This is a genomic window from Chryseobacterium sp. JV274, assembly GCF_903969135.1.
Taxonomy (GTDB): Bacteria; Bacteroidota; Bacteroidia; order Flavobacteriales; family Weeksellaceae; genus Chryseobacterium.
On the sequence record NZ_LR824569.1, the window covers coordinates 4267319 to 4292845 of the forward strand.

At 34.4% G+C, this 25527-nt stretch carries 16 protein-coding genes and 1 tRNA gene; 13 read left to right on the plus strand and 4 right to left on the minus strand.

Annotated elements, in window-relative coordinates; all coding sequences use genetic code 11:
* Positions 1-2 precede the first annotated feature (2 nt).
* From CHRYMOREF3P_RS19735 to CHRYMOREF3P_RS19785, 11 genes are all read left to right on the plus strand, one after another.
* Complete coding sequence (locus CHRYMOREF3P_RS19735; RefSeq protein ID WP_077415677.1) at positions 3-2342, plus strand: GumC family protein; 2340 nt, start codon at positions 3-5, stop codon at positions 2340-2342.
* 2 nt (positions 2343-2344) lie between these two features.
* Positions 2345-3313: an SDR family oxidoreductase gene (locus tag CHRYMOREF3P_RS19740; RefSeq protein ID WP_077415675.1), complete on the plus strand. Its 969-nt coding sequence runs from the start codon at positions 2345-2347 to the stop codon at positions 3311-3313.
* A 20-nt stretch (positions 3314-3333) separates the two neighbouring features.
* Positions 3334-4626, plus strand: a complete 1293-nt coding sequence (locus tag CHRYMOREF3P_RS19745) for a nucleotide sugar dehydrogenase (RefSeq protein WP_077415673.1) — start codon at positions 3334-3336, stop codon at positions 4624-4626.
* Positions 4627-4662: 36 nt separating this feature from the next.
* On the plus strand, positions 4663-6072 hold the full coding sequence (locus CHRYMOREF3P_RS19750) for a lipopolysaccharide biosynthesis protein (RefSeq protein ID WP_180565315.1): 1410 nt from the start codon (positions 4663-4665) through the stop codon (positions 6070-6072).
* Positions 6073-6074: 2 nt separating this feature from the next.
* The gene (locus CHRYMOREF3P_RS19755; RefSeq protein ID WP_077415669.1) at positions 6075-7070 is read left to right on the plus strand and encodes a polysaccharide pyruvyl transferase family protein; all 996 of its coding nucleotides are present in this window, start codon (positions 6075-6077) and stop codon (positions 7068-7070) included.
* Positions 7060-8079: a glycosyltransferase family 2 protein gene (locus CHRYMOREF3P_RS19760; RefSeq protein ID WP_180565316.1), complete on the plus strand. Its 1020-nt coding sequence runs from the start codon at positions 7060-7062 to the stop codon at positions 8077-8079. The genes CHRYMOREF3P_RS19755 and CHRYMOREF3P_RS19760 overlap by 11 nt, the downstream gene beginning before the upstream one ends.
* Positions 8057-9370 carry an O-antigen ligase family protein gene (locus tag CHRYMOREF3P_RS19765; RefSeq protein ID WP_077415665.1) on the plus strand — a complete coding sequence of 438 codons (1314 nt, stop codon included), beginning with the start codon at positions 8057-8059 and terminating at the stop codon, positions 9368-9370. The genes CHRYMOREF3P_RS19760 and CHRYMOREF3P_RS19765 overlap by 23 nt, the downstream gene beginning before the upstream one ends.
* Positions 9345-10430, plus strand: coding sequence for a glycosyltransferase (locus tag CHRYMOREF3P_RS19770; protein ID WP_077415663.1), 1086 nt, complete (start codon positions 9345-9347; stop codon positions 10428-10430). The genes CHRYMOREF3P_RS19765 and CHRYMOREF3P_RS19770 overlap by 26 nt, the downstream gene beginning before the upstream one ends.
* Positions 10427-11533 carry a right-handed parallel beta-helix repeat-containing protein gene (locus CHRYMOREF3P_RS19775; protein ID WP_077415661.1) on the plus strand — a complete coding sequence of 369 codons (1107 nt, stop codon included), beginning with the start codon at positions 10427-10429 and terminating at the stop codon, positions 11531-11533. The genes CHRYMOREF3P_RS19770 and CHRYMOREF3P_RS19775 overlap by 4 nt, the downstream gene beginning before the upstream one ends.
* A 730-nt stretch (positions 11534-12263) precedes the next feature.
* On the plus strand, positions 12264-13364 hold the full coding sequence (locus CHRYMOREF3P_RS19780; RefSeq protein ID WP_077415659.1) for a glycosyltransferase family 4 protein: 1101 nt from the start codon (positions 12264-12266) through the stop codon (positions 13362-13364).
* Between the two features lie 439 nt (positions 13365-13803).
* Positions 13804-13877: transfer RNA gene (locus CHRYMOREF3P_RS19785), tRNA-Asp, on the plus strand.
* A gap of 164 nt (positions 13878-14041) precedes the next feature.
* Here CHRYMOREF3P_RS19785 and CHRYMOREF3P_RS19790 read toward each other — a convergent pair.
* Entirely contained in the window at positions 14042-18742 is a 4701-nt protein-coding gene (locus CHRYMOREF3P_RS19790) for a T9SS type A sorting domain-containing protein (protein ID WP_180565317.1), read from the minus strand.
* Positions 18743-19348: 606 nt separating this feature from the next.
* On the opposite strand from CHRYMOREF3P_RS19790, the gene CHRYMOREF3P_RS19795 reads away from it, so the two are divergent.
* Positions 19349-19675, plus strand: coding sequence for a winged helix-turn-helix transcriptional regulator (locus CHRYMOREF3P_RS19795; RefSeq protein ID WP_139348498.1), 327 nt, complete (start codon positions 19349-19351; stop codon positions 19673-19675).
* A gap of 77 nt (positions 19676-19752) precedes the next feature.
* Here the strand turns inward: CHRYMOREF3P_RS19795 and CHRYMOREF3P_RS19800 are convergent, their stop codons facing one another.
* From CHRYMOREF3P_RS19800 to CHRYMOREF3P_RS19810, 3 genes are all read right to left on the minus strand, one after another.
* Entirely contained in the window at positions 19753-20934 is a 1182-nt protein-coding gene (locus CHRYMOREF3P_RS19800; RefSeq protein WP_077415655.1) for a phosphatidylinositol-specific phospholipase C domain-containing protein, read from the minus strand.
* Between the two features lie 21 nt (positions 20935-20955).
* A complete protein-coding gene (locus CHRYMOREF3P_RS19805) occupies positions 20956-23802 on the minus strand; it encodes a TonB-dependent receptor (RefSeq protein WP_180565318.1) in 2847 nt (948 codons plus the stop codon).
* A gap of 135 nt (positions 23803-23937) precedes the next feature.
* On the minus strand, positions 23938-24987 hold the full coding sequence (locus CHRYMOREF3P_RS19810) for an AraC family transcriptional regulator (RefSeq protein ID WP_077415651.1): 1050 nt from the start codon (positions 24985-24987) through the stop codon (positions 23938-23940).
* Positions 24988-25237: 250 nt separating this feature from the next.
* On the opposite strand from CHRYMOREF3P_RS19810, the gene CHRYMOREF3P_RS19815 reads away from it, so the two are divergent.
* Positions 25238-25525: a hypothetical protein gene (locus tag CHRYMOREF3P_RS19815; protein ID WP_077415649.1), complete on the plus strand. Its 288-nt coding sequence runs from the start codon at positions 25238-25240 to the stop codon at positions 25523-25525.
* Positions 25526-25527: the final 2 nt, after the last annotated feature.

Here is a 25527-nt window from a genome sequence, read left to right on the forward strand (position 1 = left end):
ATATGCAGAAGATAGAATTTCAGGAAAAGGAAGATAGTTTGAATCTAAGAAAAGTTATCTCTCAATACCTATATAAATGGCCGTGGTTTATTGCTTCCATTTTACTTTTTGTAATAGGAGCTTACATTTATCTTAGATATAGTGTACCTCAATATCAATCAACAACGGTTCTTAAATTTGATAAAAAACAAAATAATCTTTCCTCAGCATTATCAGATCTGGAGAATCTTGGTATGGGCTTAGGGAATGCTGATGAGCTGAAAAGTGAGGGAGCTGTTGTAACCTCACGACCTATCCTCATGGAGGTTGTGAAAAATCTTAATCTTAATGTTGAATATTTCAATACAGGAGAAATTAAAGATTCACAGCTATTTAACAAAATTCCCGTTGTTGCAAAAGTATTATCATATAATAATAATGAAAATTTTAAATTTTCTGAATATACAATGATGGACTTAAAGGGGGATGAGTTTACGCTTCAGAATGAAAAAAAAGCAACCTTTAAAGGTAAGTTTAATATTCCTCTGAATTTAGATTTTGGAATCGTAATGTTTCAGAGAAATTCTGCTGTTCCTTTTAAATCAAAATATAAAGTAATTTTTTGGAATCCCATTGAGAAAGTAAAAAAATTAGAAAAAACGGTTGAGATCAATTTACCAGATGAAAAAGCCATGCTAATGGAAATAAACCTGATAGGATCTCTTCCTGAAAAATCGGAGGCTATTCTTAATGAGGTGACTAAGCAATATAATCTGGATGGTCAGAAAGATAAAAATTTACAAGCTCAGAATACTCAGGAATTCATCGATAAAAGACTGGAAGTGATTACCAAAGACCTTTCAGGGGTAGAAAACCAAAAAGAAGATTTCGAGAACCGTAATCGTATTGTAGATATTCAGGCACAGGCGGAACTTGCATTACAGAATACAAGTGATAACACCAAAGTTCTCCTTCAGCAGCAGGCTCAGCTAGACCTTCTGAATTCACTTTCAGGAGAGGCTTCAAAAGGCAATAACCAGCTTATGCCATCCAACCTTGGGTTGAATCCTTCATTGGAACAATCTATAACTCAGTATAACTCATTGATTATCAGTAGAAATAAAACCCTTAAACAAGCGACCAATGAAAACCCTGCTGTTATAGAAATGAACAGGGAAATTGCTTCTTTAAAGGAAGTAATCCGTGATAATATCCGTGAGCAGAAGCAAACGGTACAGACAGGTATTTCTCAGCTGCAGAACCAGATCAATACTAACAACAGTATGATTCAAAAAGTTCCCGGACAGTCTAAAGTCTATAGGGGAATTGAGCGTCAGCAAAATCTTAAAGAACAGTTGTTTTTATTTCTCCTTCAAAAAAGAGAAGAAAATGCAATCAATCTATCGGTAAATGTACCGAAAGCTAAAATTGTAAACCCTGCATTTACAGAAGATATACCTGTATCCCCTAAAAAAGATATTATCCTTTTAGGAGCAATGTTACTTGGTATATTATTTCCTTTTGCTGTTTTATACTTCCTTTTCATGCTGGATGATAAGATTTATACCAGAGATGATATTAAAGAACGCTCAGAATTGGGTGTATTGGTAGACATACCTTCACTTAAGGATAATGAAAATCATTTGATACAGAAAAACGACTTTTCCGAGTTGGCTGAAGCTTTCAGAGTTCTTGTTTCAAACCTTAAATTCGTTTTGCCTGTAAAGGAGACTGCTAAAGTAGTTATGGTAACTTCTTCAGTAAAAGGAGAAGGGAAAACCCTGGTATCCGTGAATCTTGCACTTACCATTGCCAATAAGAATTCAAGAGCGCTTCTGATAGGTTCGGATATTCGTAACCCTCAGATTCAGCGATATGACAGTGAGCCAACCAAAAGAAAAGGTCTTACAGAATATTTATATGATAATTCTGTAAACGTGGAAGAACTTATCCATACATCCACTACCAATCCTTCATGTGATGTCATTTATGCCGGAGCAATTCCTCCTAACCCTCAGGAACTGCTTTCTAACGGAAGGTATCAAAAACTTATTGCGGAGATGTCTTCTCAATATGCATATATCATTATAGACTCTGCACCACTTATGCTGGTTTCAGATACTCTTAGCATCGTTGATACAGCAGATGCAACATTATATGTTGTAAGATCAGGAGTATCAAGAAATATTTTGATAGATTTTGCTAATGATCTGGTGAAAGACTCTAAGTTGAAGAATGTGTCTTTTGTCATTAATGATGTTTCAAAACGTGCAGGAGGTTACGGATATAACTATAGCTATGGATATGGCTACAGTCAAACAAATGATAAAAAAAGTTGGTGGAGTAAAATTTTCAAATCATAAAAATGAATAAAATTTTAATTACAGGTGGAGCGGGTTTTATCGGTTCTAACTTAACAGAGTATTTTTTAAATAAAGGCTATTATGTAGTGTGCTTAGACAATTTTGCAACAGGACACCGTCATAATGTTGAACCTTTCCTTGGAAATCCAAACTATCAGCTTATCGAAGGAGATATCCGTGATTTGGAAGTTTGTCAGAAAGCGGTGGAAAATGTAGATTATATTCTGCATCAGGCTGCTCTCGGTTCAGTTCCCAGATCAATTAAGGATCCTATTACAAGTAACGATGTGAATGTTTCAGGATTTTTAAATATGCTGATTGCTGCACGAGATGCCAAAGTAAAGCGTTTTGTTTATGCAGCTTCCTCATCCACATATGGTGATTCTGCATCATTACCTAAAGTAGAAGATGTTATCGGAAGACCATTATCACCATACGCCATTACCAAATATGTAAATGAATTGTATGCAGATGTATTCGGAAAAACTTACGGATTGGAATGCATTGGTTTGAGATATTTTAATGTGTTTGGAAGGAGACAGGATCCCAACGGAGCTTATGCTGCTGTGATTCCATTATTTATAAAACAGTTGATCAATCATGAGTCACCGAAAATTAATGGTACAGGTGATTATTCCCGTGATTTTACATACATTGACAACGTAATTCAGATGAATGAGCTGGCCATGCTTACTGAAAGCCCGGATGCAGTGAATACAGTTTATAATACAGCAGTGGGTGATCGTACAACATTGAATGATCTGATTGGATATCTTAAAAAATATCTTAGCGAATTTGATGGAGAGATTGCCAATATTGATGCTGTTCATGGTCCGAACCGTGTAGGAGATATTCCACACTCACTGGCATCAGTTGAAAAAGCAGAAAAATTATTAGGATATAAACCTAGCCACAATATAGATAAAGGTTTAAAAGAAGCTATTAACTGGTATTGGACAAATTTAAAGTAACATTTTTTAATTGAATCTTTATGAAGAAAGAACATAAAATTGCCATTATAGGACTAGGATATGTCGGTTTGCCTTTAGCCAGGTTGTTTGCCACACAATATTCGGTTGTAGGTTTTGATATTAATAAGAAAAGGATTGCAGAATTGAACACTGGGGTAGACAGTACTCTGGAAGTGGAAAATGAAGTATTGGAATCTGTATTAATTCAGAATAACCCTTTTAACCAGGGAGCTGCAAAAGGATTATATTGTTCAGCTGATATCAAGGATATTCAGGATGCTGACATTTACGTTATTACTGTTCCTACTCCGGTGGATCAGCATAACCGTCCTGACCTTACTCCGCTGTATAAAGCCTCAGAAACTGTAGGAAAAGTATTGTCCAAAGGTGATATTGTGATTTACGAATCTACAGTATATCCCGGAGCTACTGAAGAAGAATGTATCCCTGTTCTTGAAAAAGTTTCAGGAATGGTATTTAACCAGGACTTCTTTGCAGGATATTCTCCTGAACGTATTAATCCCGGTGACAAAGAGCATACTGTTGAAAAGATCTTAAAAGTTACCTCGGGCTCAACACCTGAAATCGGGGAAATAGTAAATAATTTATATCAGTCCGTAATCATTGCAGGAACTCATTTGGCTCCAACAATCAAGGTTGCAGAAGCTGCCAAGGTAATTGAAAATTCACAAAGGGATATTAATATTGCTTTTGTAAACGAATTGGCAAAAATATTCAATCTTTTAGATATTGATACTCATGCAGTTTTGGAAGCAGCAGGAACCAAATGGAACTTTTTACCCTTCAAACCAGGGTTAGTAGGAGGACACTGTATTGGTGTAGATCCATATTATCTGGCTCAGAAAGCTCAGGAAAAAGGATATCATCCTGAAATTATATTAGCAGGACGCCGTCTTAATGATTCCATGGGACAGTATGTAGCTTCTCAGCTATTGAAAACCATGATTAAAAACAAGGTAACCATCAATGGTGCCACAGTTTTGAATTTAGGAATAACGTTTAAAGAAAACTGTCCGGATGTACGTAATACAAAGGCGGTAGATGTGATTCATGGGCTTGAAGACTATGCTTTACAGGTTACAACTTTTGATCCATGGGCTAATCCTGATGAAGTAAGACACGAATATGGACTAGAGGTCGTGAATGAAATTCCACAGGAAAAATATGATGCTATTATCCTTACCGTTGCACATAAACAATTCAATGATCTGGATTTAAAAAATCATTTAAAAGAAAATGGAATAATTTATGACGTAAAAGGAATCTTAGAAGAAAGTCATTCAAGATTATAAATAAATATGAACTAAATAATATTTATTACTATAATAATGAATAGCAATACTTTACTAAAAAGTACATTAATATATACAATTGGTAATTTTGGATCTAAGATTTTATCTTTTCTATTAATTCCTATTTATTCCTACTACCTTTCCAGAAAAGAATTAGGAGAATATGACTTAGTGCTGACTAGTGTCAATTTATTGGTTCCTTTTGTCTCCTTGCAGATGAATGAGGCCATTTATCGCTGGTTTCTGGACAAAGAAAACGAAAAAGAAAATTATATTGATAATATTTTTAAGCAATGTAGTATTCTGTTACTGGTTTCCTTTATCAGCTTTGAACTGTTGCTTTACCTGGCTGGGCTTTTTTATCATATTCCTTACCAGAAAGAATTGTCACTGCTGATTATAAGCTCTTGTTTATTGCCTTTCTTTCAGCAAATATTAAGAGGGTTGGGGTTAACGAGATACTATTCATTTATAGGAATTATAAATAGTTTTTTTATATTTTCTTTTAGTTTACTTTTCCTGCTGACAGATATATTTCAGGATAAGGTACAGGGGATCTTTTATGCACTTTTTATCAGTAATTTTATTGCAATTTTACTGATGCTGTTCAAAGTAAGTTTTCTGTTTAAGAAATATGTTAGTATAAAAATTAACTACTCATTACAAAAGCAGATTCTATTTTACTCCCTTCCATTAATATTAAATTCTATAAGCTGGTGGGTTATTAATGCATCAGACAGATATATTATTTTAAAGTTTTTAACAATAGAAGACAATGGTATCTATGCTGTTTCTGCAAGGCTTCCCGCTATTCTGACGATCTTTAATACCGTCTTTATGCTGGCCTGGCAGGATATGGCAATCTCCGGAAACGATCCCAATAACCCCTTTTTCTCAAAGCTTTTTAATAAATATATCGCTGTAAATATTGGCTTATCAACCATTTTAATAGCAGCTACTCCGTTGATTACGGAAGTTCTGTTTGATTCAAAATTTTATGAATCCTGGAAATATGCCACCCTCCTGTACATAGGATCTTGTTTTTCGTCGATTTCCGGCTTTTTAGGTGCTATTTATTTAAAAACCAAATCAACAAAGGGGATTTTTATTACAAGTATGATAGGGGCATTGGTGAATGTATTTATTTCAGTGGCTTTTATTAAGTATATTGGTCTTTATGCACCTGCTTTAGGTACATTTGTCAGCTTCTTTGTTATGTTTATTATAAGATACAGGCAGACAGCTGAGATTTTAAAATTAGATATAGATATTAAATCTTTCATCATACAGCTGCTGGTGGTTTTTAGTATAATTATACTGTTATACATAAATAGTAGTCATTTAATTTCAATATCTTTAACGGTATTGTCGTTATTCCTTTTCGGTTATTTTAATAAAGATATTTTAAAAAAAGTCTTTAATAAATTAAATTCTCTAAAAAAATAAATATGAATTCCAATAAAGAAAATATAAGACAATTAAAAAATATAATATCTACTCAGCTTACTCCACTCATTGATAATGATTTTATTCTGTTAGATATACCTAATCATAGAAATATTGGAGATTCTTTAATTTGGAAAGGAGAATTAGAATTTTTTAAAACATTAGCCCATAAGTGTATTGGGCAGTACAACAGATATACTTTCAAAAAAAGTGATATAAAATCTGAGAAAACAGTTATTCTGCTGCACGGAGGAGGAAACTTTGGTGATATATATGAATCAAGTCAAAGTTTTAAAAGATATATCATTGAAAACTTTCCCAATAACAAGATTATTGTTCTGCCTCAAACGGTACATTACAATAGCGAAGCAAATCTAAAAAGAGATTTTGCTATTTTCAACAATCATCGTGATCTTCACGTATTAGTAAGAGATTTGCCTTCATATGATACTTTAAAAGCTGCTTTTAATGAAGAAAAATTAAAATTAGCACCGGATATGGCTTTCTTTTTAGATTTTGATGCTGATATTAAGACCAATTCTCCTGAAACGAGAAAGAATTTATATCTGAACAGAACTGATGCAGAAGCAAGTAAAGATTCTTTTCAGAATGTCATTGAAGGGGAATATGATATAAAAGATTGGCCAACTTACAATTCTTCCTCAAAGAGAATGAATACCATCACCAATTATGTAGAAGCTCTGGACGGTAAGCTTTCAAAAATCATTAAGTTTTTGCCTGCCTCTTCTTTAATAATTGATAACGCCTATGGATTCAAAAAGAGAAATGGAATGGATCTGCATATCAACCGCGGAAAGGAGTTTATCAATCAATATCATAAAGTATATACAACCCGTTTGCATGGTTTAATCCTGAGTATCTTATTGGATAAAGAGGTTGTTATCTTAGATAACGTTTATGGGAAAAGTAAAAATTTTTACGATGCATGGCTGAAGAATTTTAATAATGTTAAACTTTATGTAAAGAATGAGTCCTAAAATTTCGGTAATTTTACCTGCATATAATGCTGAACAGTATCTTAGAACAGCGGTAGACAGTATACTTGCACAAAGTTTTAAAGACTTTGAATTGTTGATTATTAATGACGGTTCCATAGATTTCACAAAAGAAATCATATTAGGCTATAAGGATGAAAGGATAAGGTACATTGAAAATGAAAAGAATTTAGGATTAATAGAAACTTTGAATAAAGGGATCTTACTAGCAAAAGGTGAATATATTGCCAGAATGGATGCTGATGATATATGCCATTCATCCCGTTTTCAAATGCAGATAGATTTCATGGAGAAGAATCCTGAATATATTATCTGCAGTTCATCCAGAAAGGAATTTGCCCATTCTATTTCTCATTTTCACCTTAGTGTACTTCCGGTTGATGATACATCAATTAGGATACATTCAATTTTCAGTACACCTTTTACCCATCCGGCAGTGATGTTCAGGGCTGGTATTATTAAAGAGAATAATCTTTTTTTTGAAAAGGATTATAAGTATGCCGAGGATTATCAGTTGTGGATCAAAATTCTGCAATATGGTAAAGGGTACAATTTTAGAATGCCTTTGTTGTATTATAGAGATACACCCAATAGCCAAACCAATGTTGGAGCTGGCCAGATAGAACAGAGAAAGAGAACAATATCTAATATTCAGCAGCTGGCTTTACAGCAGCAGAATATTGTTTTAGATCAAAAAGAATTAGATTTTATTTATATTCTGTCTTTATCGGATAAAATTAGAAATATCAGTTTTGAAGACTTTTCAGTGGATTTTATTCTTTCCTTTTTTAAGAAACTTTCTTTAGAACTAAAATCAAATTATCCGAATAATAAATTCAATGTTAATTGTGTTTTAGGTAAAAGATATCTTAAAATTTTATTATTTAACTTAAAAAGGTTGCCATTTACTCAGTTAATGAAGTTAGGGTTTAGTAAATTAACTTTTTTTGGAATATATGAATTGATAAATGAAAAGATTGGAAATAAATAATACGATAGATAAATTCACGAAATCTGATTACCTTATAGGTACATCAATATGTTTTGTGATTTCAATATTATATATGTTTAATTTAAACCAGATAGTAGTAGGCGGTTTATCTATTCTATTATTTTTGTTTTACTTTAATCGTATACGTAAAAGGGCTACCCTTAATGAAGCATTTACTATTTGTTTAATATTAACTTTACCTTTCAGCTTCAGCCCTTTGGTGGGAAGTAGTTTTTTCAGCCTTTTTATTATTATTCAGTTTTTATTTATCTGTGTATTATTTGCCAGTAACTTTTCTTCAAAAAAGAACCTGCTCATTCAAATTCTGGGGCTGGGGTTATTGTTATTTTGTTTGGGTGTTTATTTTTTTAATCAGTCTAATTATCCGAAAATATTGGTCGAAACATTGATAAAAACACTGTTATTTTTATTAATAATTATAATAGCGTTAATTAAGTTGAAAATGTCCGACTTAACTGTTTCTTCGATGATGAAGTTCTATGTTTTCGCAGCATCCGTGGCAGGTTTAATGGTATTAATCCAATACCTGTCTTTGAAAATCTTGGGAATAAATTATCTGGGTGTTCAGAATCAATTTGGTAAATCCAGAACTGGATTTGCTGGTCTTTTTTATGATTATAGTATTTCATCTATCTATTTATCAAGTGCCTCTTTGATTTTATGTTATGGATTACTGACTAAGAAATATATCATTAATTATAAATGGAGTATCATTTTCTTGCTTTTTACTATAGGAACCAGTGTATTAACTTCCGGAAGATCCGGTATAGCGGCTCTTTTTATAGCCCTTTTCTTTCTGCTTATATATTTGAGGAATATAAAAATAATTGTGATCTCATTAATTGTAGGCTTTCCCCTGGTTAAGACCATATTATATATATATTCTTTAAATAGAACAACTAATTTATCCAATGACTCCGGACGTCTAGATAACTATTTGAACGCCCTGAACTATTTTTATAAAAACTTCTGGTTTGGTTCCAGGTTTTTGGGCTTTAGTGAGACATCAAAATCCATGTTACCCCATAATTTTATTTTAGATTTTCTTGTGCAGTATGGTGTTGTTTTTACTTTACTGCTATTATTATTTCTAATTGTTGTGTGGTTTAAAGGTTTAAAAAAGCAGCCAATTTTGTTTTTTCTTTTTTTATTAATGCTTGTTGGAGGAAACTTTCATGCATCATTTATAAATACACATTATATAGTTATCCCACTTATTCTAATTATCGGAACACTCAATAATAATGAAAGTATATCATATCATAAATAGTTTAAGGTTTGGCGGTGCAGAAAGGTTAGTAGTTGACCTTTGTACTGAATTGTCTGAGGGAAGTTCAGACGAAATATATTTGTTATTATTAGACGATATTGATACCTCTTTAAAAAAAGAAGTAGAAAGTAATGGAAAAATAAAAATTGACGTAATTCCTTCAAAAAGTCTATATGATATTCGGATTCCCTTTTTTATAAATAGAAGAGTCACAGATGCGGATGTTATTCATTTGCATTTATTTCCTACACTATATTGGGGGGTATTGTACAAACTTTTATTTTCCCGAAAACAAAAAGTAGTATTTACTGAACATAGTACCGAAAATAACAGAAGATCTAAGTGGTATTTAAAAAGAATAGAAAAATTTATTTACGCCCAACTAAACTCTATTATCTGTATTTCAGAATCCACAGAAAAAAATCTTATTCAACATTTAGGATCTGAATTTAAAGCAAAGATGAAGGTCATAAATAATGGAGTCAACCTCAATAAGTTTTATAATTCAAAAGCTTATTCCCGTACTGCGTATAATGTGTCAGACAAAGATTTTTTATTAATTCAGGTAGCAAGTTTCAGAGCTGCAAAAGACCAGCCTACCCTGATCAGAGCACTTACATTGTTACCTCCTCATGTAAAAGCGATATTCGTAGGAGAGGGGCCGGAATTAGAAAACTGCAAAGAACTTGTTAAAAATAATGGGTTGGAAAACAGAGCTTTTTTCTTAGGTAATCAGGCCAATATTGCTGAACTCATCAAAATGAGCGATGTAGTAGTTGTATCATCCCATTATGAAGGGTTTGGTATTGTAGCAGTAGAAGGGATGGCTTGTAATAAACCTGTGGTTGCCTCAAATGTGCCGGGTCTTTCAGAAGTCGTTTCAGAGTATGGAATATTATTTGATAGAGGTAAAGCTGAGGATTTAGCTGAAATAATTAAAAATTTACACTCAAATTCATCTTTTTATAACACAACTGCCGAAAAATGTTTTTCTAGATCAAAAAATTTCTCTATTGAAGAAATTGCAAAATATTATCGTGAAATATATTATACATTATGAGAAGCTTATTAATTTTTTTACTTATAGTTAATCTATCATGTGCGCAGGGGAAATTTAGTTATAAAGATGTTCCTGATACTTATATTAAAAAAGCTGAGGTCACTTCAGCCTTCAATAATTTAAAAGCAAAATCTTTTGAAGTTGTAAAACTTCTTCCCAATAATTACAAAAAGGACGGATCAGAAGATTATACGGCATATGTTCAGAAAGCAATTAATGAAAATGCAACGGTTTTACTACCCAATTTTCCCATTTTAATCAATGATAAAGGGCTTCAGCTAAAGGATAATTCTACCTTATTATTTGATGATAAATCCCAATTGAAATTGAAGGCATCCAATAATCAGGGATATGCCATGATTGATATTACAGGAAAGAAAAATGTAAGTGTATATAACCCTGATATTATAGGAGACAGATCTGTTCATCTGGGGAAAACAGGAGAATGGGGCATGGGAATAAATATTAAAGATGCCGTAAATATAAAAATCTATAATCCTGTGATCAAAGACTGTTGGGGAGATGGTATCTATATAGGGGGAAATGGTTTCTCCAATAATATTTCTGTGATAGGAGGTCTTATTGATAATAACCGAAGAAACGGAATTTCTGTTATAAGCGGTGACAATATTTTACTGCAGAATTTAGTAGTTTCAAATACCAATGGAGCTAATCCTAAGACGGGAATAGATATAGAACCTAATACTCCTGATAACAAAAAAGTAAATATTTCATTAAAATCAATCGTAACATATAATAATGAGGTGAGCGGGCTTGCCTTTTATTTAGCTAGGCTAAGAGGAGATAGTGACGCAAATAACGTTAATGTAGTTATTGAAAATTATAAAGATTTTTATTCCAAAAGTGGAATTTCCTATTCTAATCAGAAAAATGATGCTAAAAAGAAATTGATGGGGAATATTGTTTTTTCAGGTATTGACTTAAAATACAACAAAGTACCTTTTAATTTCTTGTATAAGAATTCATCCTTGGATAATATTAATTTGAAGGTAAATGACTTTAAATCAGATCATAAAGATAATAAAGGAATAGTAACTGATTTACAGAAATTTTCACAACAAAAGATAAAATACAATCAATAATTACTTTTACTTTGAAATAAAGAAAGGTAATGTGTAAAATATACATATTCTATAAATATTAATTTTTCCAAAAAAAGTGATAATGGAAAGATTTTTGCTTATGATATTATGCTTAAAAAAGACTTAAAATAAAAATTAAAGTTTTTAATGTTGTTAGAAATGTTAAAAATATAATGAAATTGTTTACGAAACTTGAAAACTGAAAATAATTAAGAATTTTATTTTCTTTAATGATCTTAAGGAGAATAGTAAATTAAAATGTTAATGAAATCAATCATCTAATCAAATTTATGTCATATAGAATATAAATGACATCAAGGTATTCAACTACCAATATATAGCTGGCGAAGATGTGAAGATGATGCACATTTATCTCTGCCACAACGCTATCAAATCTCAAAAAACACGTATGCAAATAGGAGGATTAATGATTTTCCTAGATTGAAATGATGCTATGTCAACCCAAAACTAAGTTCGGTTTGTAACAAATTTTGGATTAACAGGGGTTCATAATAATTTATATTGTTTTTTAAAAAAATCACAAACAAGTGAAATTTAAATAAATGAGTAAAAATAACAACACACAAAAGATTTATGAAAAATTTATTAATTAGTTCTAGGATTTATAGAAATAATAATAAAAAAATGAAAGAAGTTGAAAACTAAATTAGTACGGATTACAACAGTGCCGCTTTCTTTAAAAATTCTACTGAAAGGGCAGCATCGGTTTATGTCAGAACATTTTGATGTAATAGGTGTTTCATCCCCAGGTAAGGAGCTGGATGAAGTGAAAAAAGATGAAGAAATAGACGTAATAGCGATTGATATGTCTCGTAAGATTACTCCCATTAAAGACATTAAATCTTTATGGAGTACTTATCGATTTTTAAGAAAAGAGAAACCACAAATTGTTCATACTCATACCCCTAAAGCTGGTATTGTAGGGATGTTGGCTGCAAGAATGGCAGGGGTTCCTCATAGACTGCATACAGTGGCAGGCTTACCATTGATGGAGGTAACGGGTATGAAACGTCAGGTTTTAGATCTTGTTGAGAAATTAACTTATGCTTCTGCAACACAGGTGTACCCAAATTCAAAAGGGCTGTCTGATTATATTATCGAGCACAAATATGCAGACAAATACAAGCTTAAGGTAATTGGAAACGGTTCATCAAACGGAATTGATACTTCATTCTTTTCACCCGAACACGTTTCAGAAGATCAGAAAACTTTTCTAAAAAATGAATTAAAAATAGAAAACACAGATTTTGTTTTCGTGTTTGTAGGACGTTTGGTTGGAGACAAAGGAATTAATGAACTGATAAAAGCATTTTCTGCTTTAAATAAACAAGAAAATCAACAGCGTTCAAAATTATTATTGGTAGGTCCTCTGGAACAAGAGCTGGATCCGTTATATCCCGATACATTAAATGAAATAGAAAATAACCCGGATATTGTCTCTGTAGGTTTTCAGAAAGATGTTCGTCCTTATTTTGCGATTTCTGATGTACTGGTTTTTCCTAGCTATCGGGAGGGTTTCCCTAATGTGGTGATGCAGGCCGGAGCAATGGAACTGCCAAGTATAGTTTCTGATATCAATGGATGCAATGAAATCATTGTGGAAAATGAGAATGGAGTAATTGTGCCTGTAAAAGATAGTGAAAGTCTTAGGGAAGAAATGGAGAAAATGATCTCAGACAAAGATTATTATCAGACATTAAAAAAGAATGCACGGCCGATGATTGAAGATCGATTCGAGCAGTCTGTGATCTGGAATGCTATATTAAGTGAATATAAAAAATTGATTAAAGAAAGAGAATTTCGTGCTTAAGATTTAATAAAATATGTAATATTTTAGAGCTATATTTAAAAATGCCTGATAGTACGGTGAATCTATCATCTTAAGATTAGATATTGAAATAATAAGAATGTTGATTTTGTGTGTGTTTTTATAGTCGACTTTCTTAAATGCTCTAAGTATAACCTGTTAAAAAGGTGTTTACAGTAGTTAATATCTGAATTTTTTATATTTGAAAATGTGTATTTTACAATTAGCTTTAAAAGAAAAGGAACAGGTTTCTTGGGAAAAACTAAAAAAAGCTATATATTTGCACCAGTTAAAAACAAATGCTCTTAGATTGTTTACAAAAGTGATTTATATGATCATTTACTAAATAGGAGAGTATCTTAAAGCAGATGGATAGGACTTTCTGATAATCAGAAGTTCGGTCCGGATTGTAAAAGTTTTGTCAATTTACCTTAAAAAAATTGATCCGGTAGTTCAGCTGGTTAGAATGCCGCCCTGTCACGGCGGAGGTCGCGGGTTCGAGTCCCGTCCGGATCGCAAAAAGTCTTCTAGAAATAGAAGACTTTTTTTTGTTTATTACTTTGATAAAAATTGCTATCATCGAAAATGATAAAGCTTTATCTACTCTTATATATTTAAACATAAATAAAAATGGCCGGAAGAAATTCCAGCCATCATAGCTTTAAAGTATTGTTTATAATTTACTTTTTAATAATTTTTACAATAGTTTCAGAATTGTTGATTCTTACCAGATAAGCTCCGGTTAATAGTGAAGTAACATCTGTTTGTTTATTGATAAATTTACCTTCTTTCATCAACTGTCCGGACATATTATAAATCTGATAATAATAGTCCTTATTGTCTTTAGCTTCAACATACAGGATATCTTTTACAGGATTAGGATATAGAACAAGCTTATCGTCTTTTACTTTTTCCTCGATAACCGTTTTACTGAAAGCAGTTCTGGCCTGAAAACCGGTGTTTGGTGTTACAGGAATACCTGGCAGCGGTCCTCTTGGAATATTGATATCTTCCTGCTTCACACATCTGCAGCTCATAGCTGCATAAGGATCAATATCAGCATTTTTCACCATAATTCTGGAAAAATTATCGAAAGACATATAAGTAGCTCTGCCTGTCAGTTCTCCATTTAAATTAGCATACCAGATTCCACCTGATAAAGTACCAATACTATAATAAGGGAATGTAATTGCCGCATCAGGATACATTACACTTCTGCCGCCTTTTGTAAGACTTTTCGGATAATTTCCTACATTATATAAACTGTTATTAAATACAAATCCTACTGTTTTACCATAAGGACTGGCGAGATTGCTATAAATAGGTGATCCATAATAACCAGTCTCTGTATTACCTACAATCTGACCAGATTTTATTGCACCATTAGTATCTTTATACGATGGCGTTTCAAAGTTTTCTTTAAAGCTCCACGGGGTAGTTTTTATGGTAGAAGACCCACTGATCGGATGTTTATATGTAGGACCTGTACCAGTCTCCGGTATTCTCCATCCATTCGGGCAAGGATCAAAAACAGATTTTTTATCACCTAATCCCCATCGTTCAGCATATAACCCATGATAGTTAGTGTCAAACAACCAATCTGAAGCAAGATTATAATTAGCATAATTAGCTCCACGTGACGGATACTTAACTGTTGGTACCATAAACTTTAAAGGGTTTGCTGTAGAATACCCCAGAATTTTTTCTATTCTTACATCTATTTTATCATTGGTACTAATACTGCTTTTATAAGTGTCATAATTTACTATATTACTTGAATTATAGTTCGCCTCAGTAAAATTTGAATAGGTTACAACTCCATTATTAGTAGTACCCAGTGATATATTATACTTAGAACCGCTTATATTAGTAAATATAGGAAGAGGATCTTTTCTACCCCATTGATAGTGTAATCCTTGCGAACGATTAAGTTGATTAACATCATTTGCTACCCCTGGATTATAAGGGCTCGGCATAATGTCAATAGCTCCTAAATTCCTATCCATGATGGATGTTTTCATGATCATTCCTTTCTGAGTATAGTTGATGTAATTATCAGTCGTGATTGGAGTATCATTTACATGGGTAAAAGAATTTACGGATGTATTGGTTACCCAGATGTGCCAGCTCCAGTAAACAGGATTACTCACTGAACCATTGTGTAAAGTAACTACTGCATTTCCAGACTGATTGGCGTTTACCTTCACATTGATATTGGAATCTTTGGAAGATGGATTGTCCAGAGTCAATTGGGTTACCATAGCAGGATTATCTGTCCAAAGGATATTCGCTTTTAAATTATTAAAACTTGCAGCATCCAGAATCTGAGTATTGCCTAAATAATTACTTTGTACAGAAAAAGCTTTACTCACCGGGATTGAAATTACCTGATCTGCTGTAGATTTTGTAATCATATAACTATTAGGGTTATCTAATCCTACTTTGTATGTTTCAGATTCACTAAAGAAAGTGGTTTTGAAGTCGTAGTTATTTTTTACAAATAGCGGATCCTTAATACATCGGCATGCATGTGCATTGTTAGTTGGATAATCATCAGATGGTTTATAGCTGTAAACACCATAAACATCCGGATAATTAGTTTCATCTGGTCTGAAACCATTCACTATCTGATCCGAAGATGGAATTAACCTTAATGCACTGGCTACTGAGGAATACCCGGAAACTGTAGTCATTGTTGAAGTCCACAAATAGGTTTCAAGCTGGTCTGTGAAGGCTGCTTTAGTATGATATCTGGTATCTCCGCCTATTCCTCTTCCTATCCAGCCGGTTCCTGGGAATATACCAATATTGTTACCTTCTACATTCGTCATATCAAAACCATACTGAGGATATATTTTGATACCGGCAAGATATGTTTTCAGATTAGACAATCCCGGGAAAATATTTGATCTGCCAAGATTTAAAGCGGAAAGCGGGCTGTTTACTTTAGGCCCGAAAGGCGTAAAATCCATTCTTACATTTTTTGTTGATGATGCAACCAACACTGAAGGTAACCTCCATCCGTTAGGACATGGGTCAAAAGAAGACTTATTTCTGTAAGGTTGTGAAACAGTATAATCTACTGCCTGTACTCCCAGTGAATTATCAGACCATAAGTTCACTTTACTGAGTTCATCAGTTTGTAACCCTGGTACCTGCCCAAACCAGTTGTAATAGTAAGGCACCGTATTTACAGTACCATAGGTGGAAAGAGGAGAGTTATTAGTACCATTATCATTTACATAGATCAGGCTCAGAGGATTTTTTACTGATACTCTGATATTATCTGTTATGTTGGCTGTAGATTTATTGACAAACTTTATTAATTCATTAAAATTTTTATAATCATTAAAAGGACTGTCGGTAAATCTTACTCTTGATATAGCATCGTCATATACAATTTTTCCTAAGCTTCCGGTTATTTGATAGAAACTGGCATCATTATTTGTCAATGATGGAAAAGGATCTTTTCTTCCCCATTGGTATAATAATCCGCCGCTTCTGTTCCATCCTGCTCCAGTAAGAGAATTCCCCATTGCACCAAGGTTCCTGTCCATCCAGCCCCATTCAGAATTTGGAATAGTCTCTACGGTTCCGTCGCTTAATTGTCTTTTTACATCATCATAGCTTTTATAGGTAGAGCCATTTGTTGGGTCATCTGTTACCCAAACGTGCCATGACCAGAAAACTTCTCCATTTACCTTAAAAGAAATCAATGCATTTCCTTTTTTTACTTTATTGACAGGTACTTTAATTTTTGCATTTTCACCTGAATCTATAATATCCAAAGTATAATTTTCTTTAGATTTTATCAATCCCATATTGTCTTCCCATAAAACATCCGCTGTTACCGGTCCGGAAGGCACATCAATACCTTTCATATAATTCCCGCTTCGCCACATTTCATAGGCTTTTTTTACAGGAATATACAATCCGTCTACCGTATTGCCATCCTGATCTTTACCTGTGAAAATATAGCTGTTGGGGGCTTTGGTCCAGTCTGCTACTGTATAGTCAGCCTGTGCTCCGGCGTTGATTGCAAAGCAGTTGTTCGAGCAGTCTGGTGAATCATATGCCGTGGAATTTCCAAAAATACCTACGTACTTTATGAATTTTTTGATTTCAGCTTCTACTTCCGAAAGTGGTCTCATCGGTCCGTTCCAGTCAGCACGTACTTTTCTGTTTCTGATGGCTCCGATACCATATAATGACGCTTGAGGAGTATTGCTTAAGAAAAAGTTTTCAGATCCGGGTCCTCTCTGTTTGTCATATAAAGGAGGGTAACCGAAATCATTCACTGTATTATAATTGCTTAATGCATTCACAGTAATATACTGTCCGGTAGATTTGTATACCCTGAAACCTGTTATTTTACTTACAACAATAACTACAGGCTCTTGATCTGCAATAATGTCAGTCAGTTTCTCGTTGATGTAATTGTAAAGGTTGTAATACCTGTTAACTAGAGCATTAGGGTTTGTAAAATCCAAATACCCTCTGCCCCAGGGTTCTCCGCCCTCTTCAGGAGGTAAAAACCAGTTACTGAAGTTAATAAAGAAACCCGAACTTGAAAATTTACCGGCAAATACATAAACAGGGTCATGATATGAAAACTCAAAAGGGCTTGTATCACTGCCCTGGTAGATATATTTCTGTGAGCTGACAATCGTACCGAGATTATTAGGATTTTCAATGTTGATGACAGGTGCATTGGTATTCGTGTTATCTAATGTACCGTTTGCATTGACTGATAAAACAATATCATCCAGTTTCTTTGTTAGATGCTGTGATTTTACCCGGTCTTTTACACCGGAAACAGTTCCGTTAGGATTAAATAATACTGTACCGCTTTTTTTCGGGGTGAAAAGTATGGTGTATTCATTTTCATCCAGTTCACAAGCTGTCGCAGTATAATCTCCGAATTTGTAATGGCTCACAGCCTTATTCCATGTGATGTCAGAGAAGTTGTTAGTCTCTGAGCCTAGCTCAACTTTTAAATTGTATGTACTGTTTACAGAAGCGGGCAATTCAAATGTTGCATTAAGATTTTCATCATACTGGTTGCTTGCATACAATGTTTTACACCACACGCTGATCCATTCTCCCTGAGCATTCTGATATTTGACGGAAATTAGAATATCACTCGTGGTGACAGGTTTATGAAGCTGACCGCTCATGACAACGGCTCCTTTTTCATTCACGTTTTGTGAAATTACGATCAGCGGATCCAGATCAAAATTGTAGGTAGTTACAGGAATATAGCTTCCCAAAATAATGGGGGCATTACGAAAATGCCAGTCCGTATCACCTCGTGGAGAGGCGTAAACGGATGCTGCTGAGCATAATACAGCCCAGATTGATAAGAAAGTTTTTTTTCTCATACACATGTTTTTTTAGATTAATATTTGATCCTATGAATAACTTGTATTCAAATTCTATGGTAATTGCAGATTCCTAATTGTAGAGATAGAAGAAGAATAATAAAGCAGATCTACTTTAAAACAATAGTTACTGAAAATCAAATAGTACTGTTTATTACAGTCTTTTAGAACCGATAATTCATTAGAACCGCTTCTTTTCATTACAAAATCAGAATAAGAGAAACCGGATTATATTGGTAAGTCCTTAAACAATCCAGTTTTCTGATATAAATGATTATTACCGGTCTTCAGTGTGTGGTCTTGTAGTGGAGTATAGGCTGGTGTAATAGGATATATTGCAGCCGGGATTGGGGATAAAGATTTTTTTTTCATGTTTGTGTTTTTAGTTTTTTATAAAAATAATGAATAATCAATTATACAATTAGGCAAGTTTACAATCAGGGCAATCAGAAGAAAATATCATAAAATAGATATTATATTAATGAGAATTTTCTATTGATTTTTTTGCGCTTTTTATAATGTTTTAAATAAATATGAGCGTAAAACTGCATTAATTTGTTAATAACCATTATTTTTGCAAATATACGATATTAAAAAAAACACACAATGAGTCAAAAAAATCTGACTAATAAGACCTCAGCTGAGGGTAGAGAAATATGCCCCGTTCAAAGGTTTTTAAAATCCATTTCAGGGAAATTGAAACCGGAAATACTGAGTCTGGCAATCAAGTCAACGTTACGTTTTAGCAGTTTGCTTCGTGAAATAGAAGGATCTAATAAACAATCATTATCTGTCGCATTGAGAGAACTGGAAGAAATGAATTTATTGGAGAGAGTGGTCATCAGGCAGAAACCTTTACACGTAGAATATAATCTTACTAAAAAGGGAAAAGCATTAATCCCCATTTTTCAACAGTTGGAAGGTCTGGTATAAAAGTGAAAAATTATTTTACCTTCAGGTAGAGCAGATCGTAAATCAAAAAGCCGACTCTGAGTGAACCGGCTTACTATTTATTTACATGAAGAATTCAAAGGGTTGTTAAGATAATCTTTCCCTTGTGGCGGCTGTACAAAATAAGGTGTTCCATACGTATTTCCCGGGCGGAAAAAGTCGGTGGAAATTACCTGGGCACCGCTGCTGGATGCTGCCTTAGATCGTGTAAAATCATTAGTTTTTGCTTCGTAGGTTTCAATATCTGATCTGGTTCTGACCATAAAACCCTGCTTTACCAGATTCTGTATCTCTTTCTGTCTTACAATAGCATTATCCCGTAGGATAAATCCTGCGAAAGAATCATCAGGCTCACTGTTTAGGAACATGACTCTTTCTTTTAATGAACCGTCTATGAGGTAAGGGTTATTTTTTGAAGATAAAGTTCCCGCACTTCCGGGAAGCAGCATAAAAATGAATTTTCCCTTACTGTCATTCAGCTTAGGCCAGTTATTGTGGGTTACAGCTTCCCTGAGTGTAGAGTATTTACCCTGAACTTCTTTTGGAGTGATGATCTTGTCCTTTCCAAGGTATTTTACAATTTCTCCATCCAGATCATCGTAGGCTTTTTTATCAAAAGGAAGGACTTTTGTACTGTTTTCAAGAATCGGGAAACCTGAATCTTTGGCTTCGATCATCATAAAAACCGGAGTGTGATCAGGATGTTGATCAGACCATGTTTTAAGAGCGGTAAGCGCATCTTTCAAAGTCGGATAATGAGTTCTGAAATCAATATCTGCCATATGCAATACTTTAAAACCAGGCTGATCCATCCCTGCTGTATTAAAAGAAGCCAGATCTGTTACTCCTTTTGCCTTTAATGTTTCATACGTGGCAGGATGGCTGAATCTGCCACCTTCCGGATCATAATAGACATCTATTTCCAGGCCTCTAAGATTGGCGTTGAGCTGTTCCGTGAAGTCAGGATGATTATAATTCAGTCCTTCTTTCAAGTCCATTCCATAGGGGTGATACTCTTTAAATTTAGCTTTTTGCTCTTCAGACATCATACTGCTGTATTTCTGCATCATTCCGTTGATGATAGGAGTTACCAGATCCAGCACTTTAGGATCTGCCGGCTGGGCGTATGAATTATGAGTTCCTACAATCTGCAGTTGATTGATTCTTATATTCTGGCATTTATCCTGTGCCTGCAGCAGTGCTGTCATACAAAATGCAGCTCCATACATATACTTTTTCATATGAATTAAAAAAACTTTTGATTAAAAATTAAAATTGAATCCCAGCTGCCCTCGTATTCCTGAGTAAGAAATATTTTCTACACGGTCTTTTGTACCCATATAATAGCGGTTGGGTTCATTGAAAATATTGTTCAGTTCAATAAACAGGCGGACCTTCTTTGTAAGACTGTAAGAAGTGGAAAGGTCTACCGTAAAGTTTTTATCAAAATACTGATAATGATCTGCACCTGCAGCTGCTCTGATTTCACTTACATAATTTCCTTTATAATTTCCAGCCAGACGGATCATCAGCTTACTGGTTTCATAGAACAGGATGGTATTGAAAATATGCTTGGCCTGATTTGGGATTGTGGTAGACATTGTTCCGGTCTGTTTGCCGTTTTCGTACACTGGCATATTCATTTTGGAAGAGATGTAGGTGTAATTCCCTTCAAAACCAATATTTTTCAAAAATCCGGGTAGGTTTTCAAAACGTTTGGATATTCCGAATTCAAAACCAAACAGTTTGGCTCCTTCCAGGTTTTTGGGAGCTGTAAAAGTATAAGTTCTTCCTGCGAGATCTACCACAGACTGGTCTTTGTAAATAAGATTGGTAATATCTTTATAGAATACTCCGGCTGTTATTAGATCCAGTTTTCCGAAGTAGTTCTCAAACATAAGATCAAAGTTATTTGAAAATGTAGGATCCAGTTTGGTATTTCCCTGAGTGATGGTGTTGGTAATATCATTGACAATGGTTCCTGGGTTCAGGTCATTAAAATCCGGTCTTGCAAAAGAACGGGTGTAGGCCAGTCTCAGAATCCTGTCGCTGCTGATATTCCACTTCATATTCACCATAGGAAGTACTACATTATAGGTTTTATTGTCTTTAATGTCTTCCGTTTTATTGTCTTTATCAGAGATTACTTTTTTGCCCCAGAAGGTAACGTCATTATATTCATTCCTGAAACCTCCCAATACCTGAAGCTGGTCTGAAATCTTCCAGGTTCCCATCAGATATGCTGCCCATACATTTTCGGTACCTCTGTAGGAACTTGTAATATTCGAATTGCTGTCTTTACCGCTCACCTGCATCAGTCCCAGGCTGTTTTGTGTGGCAGGATTGTACATCTGGTCGATCTGCGCATTGGTAATCTGATCAATGATTACTGCATTGTAAGGATTACCCAATGGATTCATAAAACCTCCTTTGTATGGGAAACCTTCACGCTCAAGCTGGCTTAAATAGGTTACCGGAGATCCCGGAATTCCCAATGATGATTTGGGCATCCAAACCAATACGGAGCTGTCAACTATTTTATTCTTGTTGTTGTATTTTGTTCCGAATTTAATCTCAAAATTATCTGCTGCTTTATATTTGATATCAACCTGTCCTCTAAGATCCGTTTCACTGTTATGATTCTGGCTTAGGATAATCTGATTCAATTTAAGTTTATCTGCAGCTATTGCCTGCTGATTATAAGGAAGGGTATATCTTCCTGTATCACCAATACCGTCCGGAGCATCCATCGCCATATATTTTCTTCCGTCAGCAGACAGATTTCCATAGGTCATAGCTTGTGTGAAATTGATGATAGGGTAGCCTCTTTGATCTTTTTCAAGATTATCCGGCGAATCGAACTTAAACTCAGAACGCGCTTTGGATAAAGACCAATCCACCTGCATACGCTGTCCCACTTGATGATTACCTCCAAGCTGAATAGAATAAAGATCCGTAAGATAATCTGCATAACGAGCCTGAAGAAGGACATTTTTACTGTCAAAATTAAAATAGGTTTCCCTTACGGACTGACCATCTTTGTACTGGCTGTATAATGCTTTTGCATATAATTTATTCCTGCTGTCTATCTCATAATCCAAGCCTAAATTGAATCCCAGCGTTCTCCGGTTCGTCAGATAATCACGAAGCTGAAGCTGATTGATGGAATAAGAGGCTGTTTTATCTTTCAGTCCATAGTTGTAAATATTCCTCATCTGATCAATAGCTGTAGAGCGCTCCCAGATCACTGCTGAGGTAATGAATTTCAGCTTATCAGTAATTTTATTTCCATAGACAATAGACGTGTTGTAACTGGGGGATTTTGACATGTTGACATATCCGGAAGCCATACTTACAGCCAAAGTTTCCTTATTGGGTGAGGTTTTCGTGATAAAATCCACATTTCCTCCAATGGCATCCCCGTCAAGATCCGGAGTCAGGGCTTTGGACAAACGGACATTCTGAATAAGTTCCGATGGGAAGATATCCATCTGAATTCCACGGTTGGCATTGTCACCACTGGCACTCGGCATTCTGTTGCCATTCAGAGTGGAAGCAGTCCATTGTATAGGCGTTCCTCGTACCGCTACAAAACGTCCTTCACCCATATCCCTTTCAATAGATACTCCCTGCATACGCTGTACGGCATCTGCAGCATTACGATCCGGTAGTTTCCCGATGGCATCGGCAGACAGTACTTCCGTAATTGTGTTGGAGTTTTTCTTCATGGTAATTGCTCTGGCCTGTGATGCTTTATACACACTGGTAACCACAACTTCCTGAAGGTTGTTTTCTTTAAACCTAGCTCCGAATTTAATCAAGCCAAGGTCTACTTCCTTTTTATCTGTAATGGTGAAAGGAATATAAACATTATCATATCCTTTATATTCCACAACAAGCTTATAACTGCCGTCATAAACATTATTAAGAACAAAAGAACCGTCGGTATCAGAAGTTATCTTCTGTCCGCTGTTTTCAATATAAACCAAAGCATTGGGAAGGTTTCCCTGACCGTCTACTACGGTTCCGTGAACAGTGGTTTGTGCAAAGGCCAAAGGCCCAAGAAGAAAAAATGCTGCTTTTGTTAAAAAAAGTCTTTCTCGTGACATCCTTATAAAGTTTGGTGCAAAGATGTCAGCTCCCTCAAAAGTTTTGGTTCATTTAAATTTCATGCAACTCCTTCTGTTGAGTTCGAGGTGAACTGTATTGTAAATCAATAAGTTGCTAATATTAAATAATTGTAACTAATGAACAAGCTGAGAAGGAAGACAATCGAATTCCTTTTTAAAATATTTATAAAAAGTAGATTTGGATTTAAAACCACATTGAAATGCGAGATCCGTAACACTGGCTGAAGGATCTTCTGATAGAATCTGTTTAAAATGCTGTATACGGCTTCTGTTGGTATATTCGTGAAAATTGGAATGCAGATGTTTATTAAAAGTGATGCTTAAATCTGCCTTGTTTATTTTCAGTTGACCCGAGAGTTGGTCTAAGGTAAATTCCTCATCCAAATATACATGACTCTCCTGATAGAAAGAAATAATAGCACTTTGCACAGAGTCAAAATCTATTTTTGACAGATCTTTATACTGATAGGTTTCTTTGGGAGCAGAAGAATGTGATATATTTTGCTGTTCCTGCAGTTTGTGCTGGTACGTTAAAATATAAACGTACAAAATCCACCCGAATTGAAAGAGAAACAGAAGGCTGTAGATCTTCTGATAGATCAAAGTATCCCATCCCAGTTGGTAGACCGTCCAGAACATCAATACTCCCAACAATACGTAACCAACCAGATAACGGAAATTGCCGGCTACAGGATGGGTAATATTTTTGCGGTATCTTGTCAGTAAATAAATACATAAAACAAGGCAGGCGATCCAATAATAACTGTAGTATACAAAGTAGGATTTATAAGATGTGATGGCCAGATCTGCCCAGGAAAGGTCAAGCATCTTTGCAGAAAGTGCAATAGCATGATGAATAACAACCAATGTTAGCGGAACAATCAGGTATTTAAGCTTGTCTCTCCATTTTGCATGAATTAAATGGGTAGTAATATAAAGAAAAATGAGCCCTTTAAAAACACGAAGGCTTCCCGGAATTTCATACAAAACAGATTCATAACCGAATTTTTGAATGATGAAATATTCATATCCCATATCCAATGTGACCACTCCGATATACAATAGCAGCATATTCAGTACAGATTCTCTGTTTTTGATAAGAGATATAAGCAGAGTAAGGGTGATAAGTGCCTGTAGTACAACTACCATAATGATATATAACATGATAACTGATATTTTGCCAAAATTATAGATAATATGGGCATGGCATCTTTAACAAATTATTAAATATCAACTTATAAAAACAGACAATAATTAAGATATAGATCCTGACAGGTATTTTTTCCGGTTTTGTATATTGAGCGGATATTGTTATTTTAGCTAGTAAGCATAATTCGGATGTCAAAAAAGAAAATTTATTCTTACAGATTCAATGTCCGTTTTAATATAACCCATCACTGATACCATATTATTCATGAAAAAACAATTTCAAAACTGGACTCTCTTTTTTATTGCAGGAATCATTGCAATTATTGGCGGGTTGATTGGTTCTATTATTTTAATGACAGGAGTATCTGCTGCTGATGGATTATTCGGAATGTATATTCTGTTCAGCCTGCTTCCCATATTGCTTGTGATTATTATAGACCGGCTTCTCGTATGGAAATTCGGAAATAAAAACGTCAATAAAGTTCAGTTTTCAATACTGCTGTTGATCATACTCTTATGGCTTGTAAGGTTTGTGGTGAATCTGATTATATAAAT